General features: G+C 51.2%; 6 protein-coding genes, 1 tRNA gene and 1 pseudogene. 1 reads left to right on the top strand and 7 read right to left on the bottom strand.

Annotation, left to right across the window (positions count from 1 at the left end; translation table 11 throughout):
• Positions 1-290 (top strand): hypothetical protein (locus GAK38_RS23505; RefSeq protein WP_325347299.1); only part of this gene is annotated, 290 nt, incomplete at its 5' end.
• A gap of 126 nt (positions 291-416) precedes the next feature.
• Here the strand turns inward: GAK38_RS23505 and GAK38_RS23500 are convergent.
• From GAK38_RS23500 to GAK38_RS23470, 7 genes and pseudogenes are all read right to left on the bottom strand, one after another.
• Entirely contained in the window at positions 417-1,277 is an 861-nt protein-coding gene (locus GAK38_RS23500; protein WP_325347298.1) for a DUF2971 domain-containing protein, read from the bottom strand.
• Positions 1,278-1,377: 100 nt separating this feature from the next.
• The gene (locus tag GAK38_RS23495; protein ID WP_325347297.1) at positions 1,378-2,196 is read right to left on the bottom strand and encodes a tyrosine-type recombinase/integrase; all 819 of its coding nucleotides are present in this window, start codon (positions 2,194-2,196) and stop codon (positions 1,378-1,380) included.
• Positions 2,151-2,978 (bottom strand): DUF6538 domain-containing protein, encoded by an 828-nt coding sequence (locus GAK38_RS23490; protein WP_325347296.1) that lies wholly within the window; start codon positions 2,976-2,978, stop codon positions 2,151-2,153. The genes GAK38_RS23495 and GAK38_RS23490 overlap by 46 nt, the downstream gene beginning before the upstream one ends.
• Before the next feature lie 76 nt (positions 2,979-3,054).
• Positions 3,055-3,130, bottom strand: a tRNA-Phe gene (locus tag GAK38_RS23485).
• Between the two features lie 139 nt (positions 3,131-3,269).
• Positions 3,270-3,512, bottom strand: a complete 243-nt coding sequence (yacG, locus tag GAK38_RS23480; protein WP_325347295.1) for a DNA gyrase inhibitor YacG — start codon at positions 3,510-3,512, stop codon at positions 3,270-3,272.
• A 7-nt stretch (positions 3,513-3,519) separates the two neighbouring features.
• Positions 3,520-4,146, bottom strand: coding sequence for a Maf-like protein (locus GAK38_RS23475; RefSeq protein WP_325347294.1), 627 nt, complete (start codon positions 4,144-4,146; stop codon positions 3,520-3,522).
• 33 nt (positions 4,147-4,179) lie between these two features.
• Positions 4,180-4,257 (bottom strand): annotated as a pseudogene (locus tag GAK38_RS23470) (translation initiation factor IF-1); the annotation flags it as partial.

Below are 4,257 nucleotides of genomic sequence, written 5' to 3'. Positions count from 1 at the left end.
ATCTATGGGATCGGGATTATCTCGACCTGGTTGACCCCGCCACAATCACCATCGGGGCCAACGGGCATGGCGAAATCGCCTTCGGTGCGATGCAAGCGAGCCTCGATCTCGGCTACAGCACGTCCATGGTCTTCTTCAGATGGCGCGGAAGCGATGAAATGGACGAAGTATCGGGCGACGGTCATGCCGAGTTACTCGATGATGGCGCGATCGAGATCACGTTCGCATACGATAGCGGAGACGAGGCCGTGCTGAAGGCCAAACCAGAGACTTCTTCAACAGCCTGCTAGGCGGAGTAGGGCGCCTTCCGATGTAAGCAGGCGTCTGAACGTTCTCGTGAGCAGACCACGAGACAAAGACAAATTTGACAATTGAACTCAAATCATCTGTTGCACTGTGTTCTCAGTATTCCGCGCTCATCTGAAAGTGACTTCAGAATTGTGGAAGGCGCCAACTTTCCAACGGTTTTCACTAGCAAAATACAGAACATTACCGAAGGCATTTTCATTCTTTGGGCCGAACCAAATTTGTTTTGCTAGGGACTTCTCTGATTTTGGGGGGAAAGGGAGGTCGATATACGCGATGAATGCTCCGTCCGTCACTCTGTATTCCACCTGCTGTCCCTTAACTTTCCGCTTTCTCACTATTCCACCTTCATCTTTAAGCCGTGGCCTGTCGTCGTCATTGGTCACGTCAAGAAGGTGGATGAGCCGCACCTCTTCTTCTTCGCGAAATCCGCTACTTTTGAAGGAAAGGAGCATCGTTGCAAACACTGCGCAATCGTCTCGAAAGGCTCTTCCGTAATTCAAACTCTCGGTCTTGTTGCGCATGAAAATACCCGCCAAAGTCTCACGCGCTTCATTAATTTGAATTGCCCGATCATACTCAATTTCAACTAGTGTAGCTGGCATATCGAGCAAGATATTTGCATCAAGGCCCAGTGCGAAGCCTCTTCCTCGATCCGCATAACGAAACCATTGGCTTAAAACGTCTGGCTTCTTTGAAAACGAGGCAATCACCGGATGAAGGGAAAGTTGCAACCCAGAGACCACTTCATCGACCTTATCGAAAAATTCTACGTTAAAGTCAGGGAAAACCTTTTGAGTTAGTTCATCCTTTAGAATTTCCGAGGCAGCTTCTTCAAAGACGCCATATCCATATCGCCCCTCTGCATAATCGTTCATCATATTAGCATCACTCATCCGAATAGACTTGGATTGAAGAATAGCTAATAAAGTATCGGCGGAGCAGTAATGGTAAAGAACGGTGTCAGCCAAGGGTTGGTGAAGTCGTTGATGCAGCATATTCGTTTTCTCTATTGCTTCAGCTGAATGAACTTTTAGTGGTTAGATACGTTGCGCAACCGCACTCCCGGTGTCAGACCGCGTAACGTGGATACTTCGCCAATGCCGCAGCCTTCGCTTCATTCGACACTTCGCCATAATCATCGCCTTCGTCCTTGGAAGCGTGACCTGTGATTGCGAAACGGATGTCTCTTGGTATCTGCAAGTTTCGACCAACAGTCATAAACCTGTGTCGCCAAGCATGGTTCGGTTGCACGGCGGCATCTGTCACAACTTCACGGACATAGTCGGTTACACGGTTTTTAGATTTGCGCCATGCGCCGCGTATCGCCTTTTCAGTGGCAGAAGAGGGGTTCATGAAGATGTATTCGGCTTTGGACTTTTCGACAAATGCAGGGAAGCTTAATTCGACTAGATGGGGATGAAGAGGAACTTCCCGATATTCAGCGTCCTTAACTCTTGCGGCTTCCGGCGTGATCGTGATGATCCATAGGCCGTCTTCATGGCGCAAGTCCTGTTTGCGAAGTTGGACCATTTCACCAACACGAGCGCCAGTATAAGCGCAAAGCCAAGGAACCCAACGACGAGCATTGAACACACTTCTGCTTTCTCTGCCCTGTTTGTGGTTTGAGGCATGGGTTAGAATGGTCTTAGCTTCTTCGTCGGTGAAACCTTTCTGGCGTGTTCGGGCTTTCTTTACCTTCGCAACTTTCACGCCAGCCGCTGGGTTGTTCGATAACTTGTTGTTGTCGATGCCCCACTGGAATATCTGCCTTAGGCCCGTAATGTCAGATGTGGTAATTGTTTTGAGGCTCATGCCTTCCGCAAGACGGTGATCCTTGAAGGCTAGAATGTTCTCTTTAGTAACGGCGTGTGCATCGTCATGTTCCAAGAACTGTGCCAGAAGACGTGCAGAGCGTTCGTAAGCTTCATATGTGCTGATTGATCGACCCGCTGCCTTGGCTTCACGCCACCACCCCCCCCAGCAAGTCCCGAAATGGTCTGCTTTGCGGTTGCAGTTGGCTGCGGTTTAGGTGCCGCTTCTAGTGGCCGTGCAAAGGCAGGATAATGATCCACTACAGGGTCAGAGCTGTAATCGGCAGTGGCGTACTGAGCGACACGGACGGACGCCTTTGTCAAAGCAAGGCTCACTTGGTCGATGACGGCTTTACGGCTATCGCTGTCCACTTGCAGACGATGAAGTGCTAGAAGCTGATCGACAGTTGAGCCAAACCATTTTTCTACAGCAGCATCGCCTTGAGCCAGAACGGCGGCATTCGTCTTTGCAGCCGTAGACCATAGACTGGCTTCGCCGGGGTCATCTTCAAAATCACCGACAAGGGATTTATAGGCTTCACCCGCGAGGCCCAAGACTTGCTTATGGGTGAGGCGAGTTGGGCCGTTTCGAATGGAATTCCACACTCCTTCGAGATAAGCGAGTAATGCAGCCTGACGCGCTTTGGCCTCGTTAGGATCACGTGTTCTGAGCGAAGCTGTAATCTCGACTGCCTGTGCGCCGATTGTGTTCTGGATGACTTCGTTGCCGATTGGCAGGGCCAGCGTTAGACCTCGTGCCTTGTCCAGAATATCAAGCGGTATTCGCTTACGGAATTGATGAAAGCTAGAACCTTGGCGGCGCATTGGTCGGGCCATTCTGATAAGCAATGTGTTCACCCATGTGTAGCAGTGGGTGAGCGAAAGTTCTAACAAAATTAGTTAGTTAAACAATTTCAATGGATTATAGCTGTAATGGTGCCCGGAGACGGATTTGAACCGCCGACACGCGGATTTTCAATCCGCTGCTCTACCAACTGAGCTATCCGGGCATCCTGCAGGTGATTTTTCACCGTGTGGCGGTGTTGGTGTCCGCCGGAAGTGGGTGCGTTATAGCATTAAATTTCGCGCTGTCCAGCACCCTATCGCACTTTTTATAAGATTTCTTATAAACTTGCTAAAGCACCGATTTCACAGTGGAAATCTGAGCCAATAAGGCTCAGTTGTCGTTCTCTTCCTCTTCTTCGATGGTTTTTCCTGGGATGAATAGCTTCCCGAAAGCCAACGATTGAGGTCGATGCTTTTGCAACGCGGTGAACAGAACGGATAAGAATCGCGAGACGAAGGCTTGCTGCACTCAGGGCAGGGGCGAGTGGGCCGTATCGGCGTTACGCGTGCATCCGGTGCGGTGGATATGTCTTTCTTGTCACTCATGGGATTTTCAGACCTTGCCGCTTTCCCAATTAGCATAGACCGGATAGTCACCATCGGCCAGCAGGCTTACAGTTTCCTGCAATGGCAGGCCCACCACATTGGTATAGGAGCCAACCAGCGTGACCACGAAACTGCCTGCAAGGCCCTGAATGGCATAGCCACCAGCCTTACCGCGCCACTCACCGGAAGCGAGATAGGCGTCAATCTGCTTGCGTGACAGGCGTTCGAAACGCAAACGTGTTTCAACGAGCGTCTGGCGCAGATTGCCATTGGGCAGAACAAGGCAAACGCCGGTGAAAACCTTATGCGTACGCCCCGACAGAAGACGCAGGCATTCCCGTGCTTCCTCGGTGATTTCTGCCTTGGGCAGAACTCGCCTTCCAACGGCAACAACTGTGTCAGCCGCCAGAACAAAAGCACTGGTGAAGTTTTCGTCGCTCTTGAGTTGTTCCTGAGCAGCCTTTGCCTTTTCACGAGCAAGACGATGCGCGAGCGAACGCGGATGTTCCGCGCGCTCAGGCGTTTCGTCGATATCAGCCGGCTGAATATGATCCGGCTCAATGCCAGCTTGCCCCAGAAGCTCGATCCTGCGGGGAGAGTCGGAGGCAAGAACCAGCTTATGTTGCGCGATCATAGACACCAGTTTTCCTGAGAAGCGAGTTGAGGCTTACTTGAAGCGGTAGGTAATACGGCCCTTGGTCAGGTCGTAAGGGGTCATTTCGACCAGAACCTTGTCGCCAGCGAG

The sequence above is a fragment of the Xylophilus sp. genome (assembly GCA_009914555.1).
GTDB lineage: Bacteria > Pseudomonadota > Gammaproteobacteria > Burkholderiales > Burkholderiaceae_C > WNDY01.
This window is presented reverse-complemented; position numbering and strand designations above follow the sequence as displayed.

Coding starts and splice junctions, on each gene's coding strand:
- GAK38_RS23475 (WP_325347294.1), bottom strand. CDS start 4,146: ATGATCGCGCAACATAAGCTGGTTCTTGCCTCCGACTCTCCCCGCAGG.
- yacG (WP_325347295.1), bottom strand. CDS start 3,512: ATGAGTGACAAGAAAGACATATCCACCGCACCGGATGCACGCGTAACG.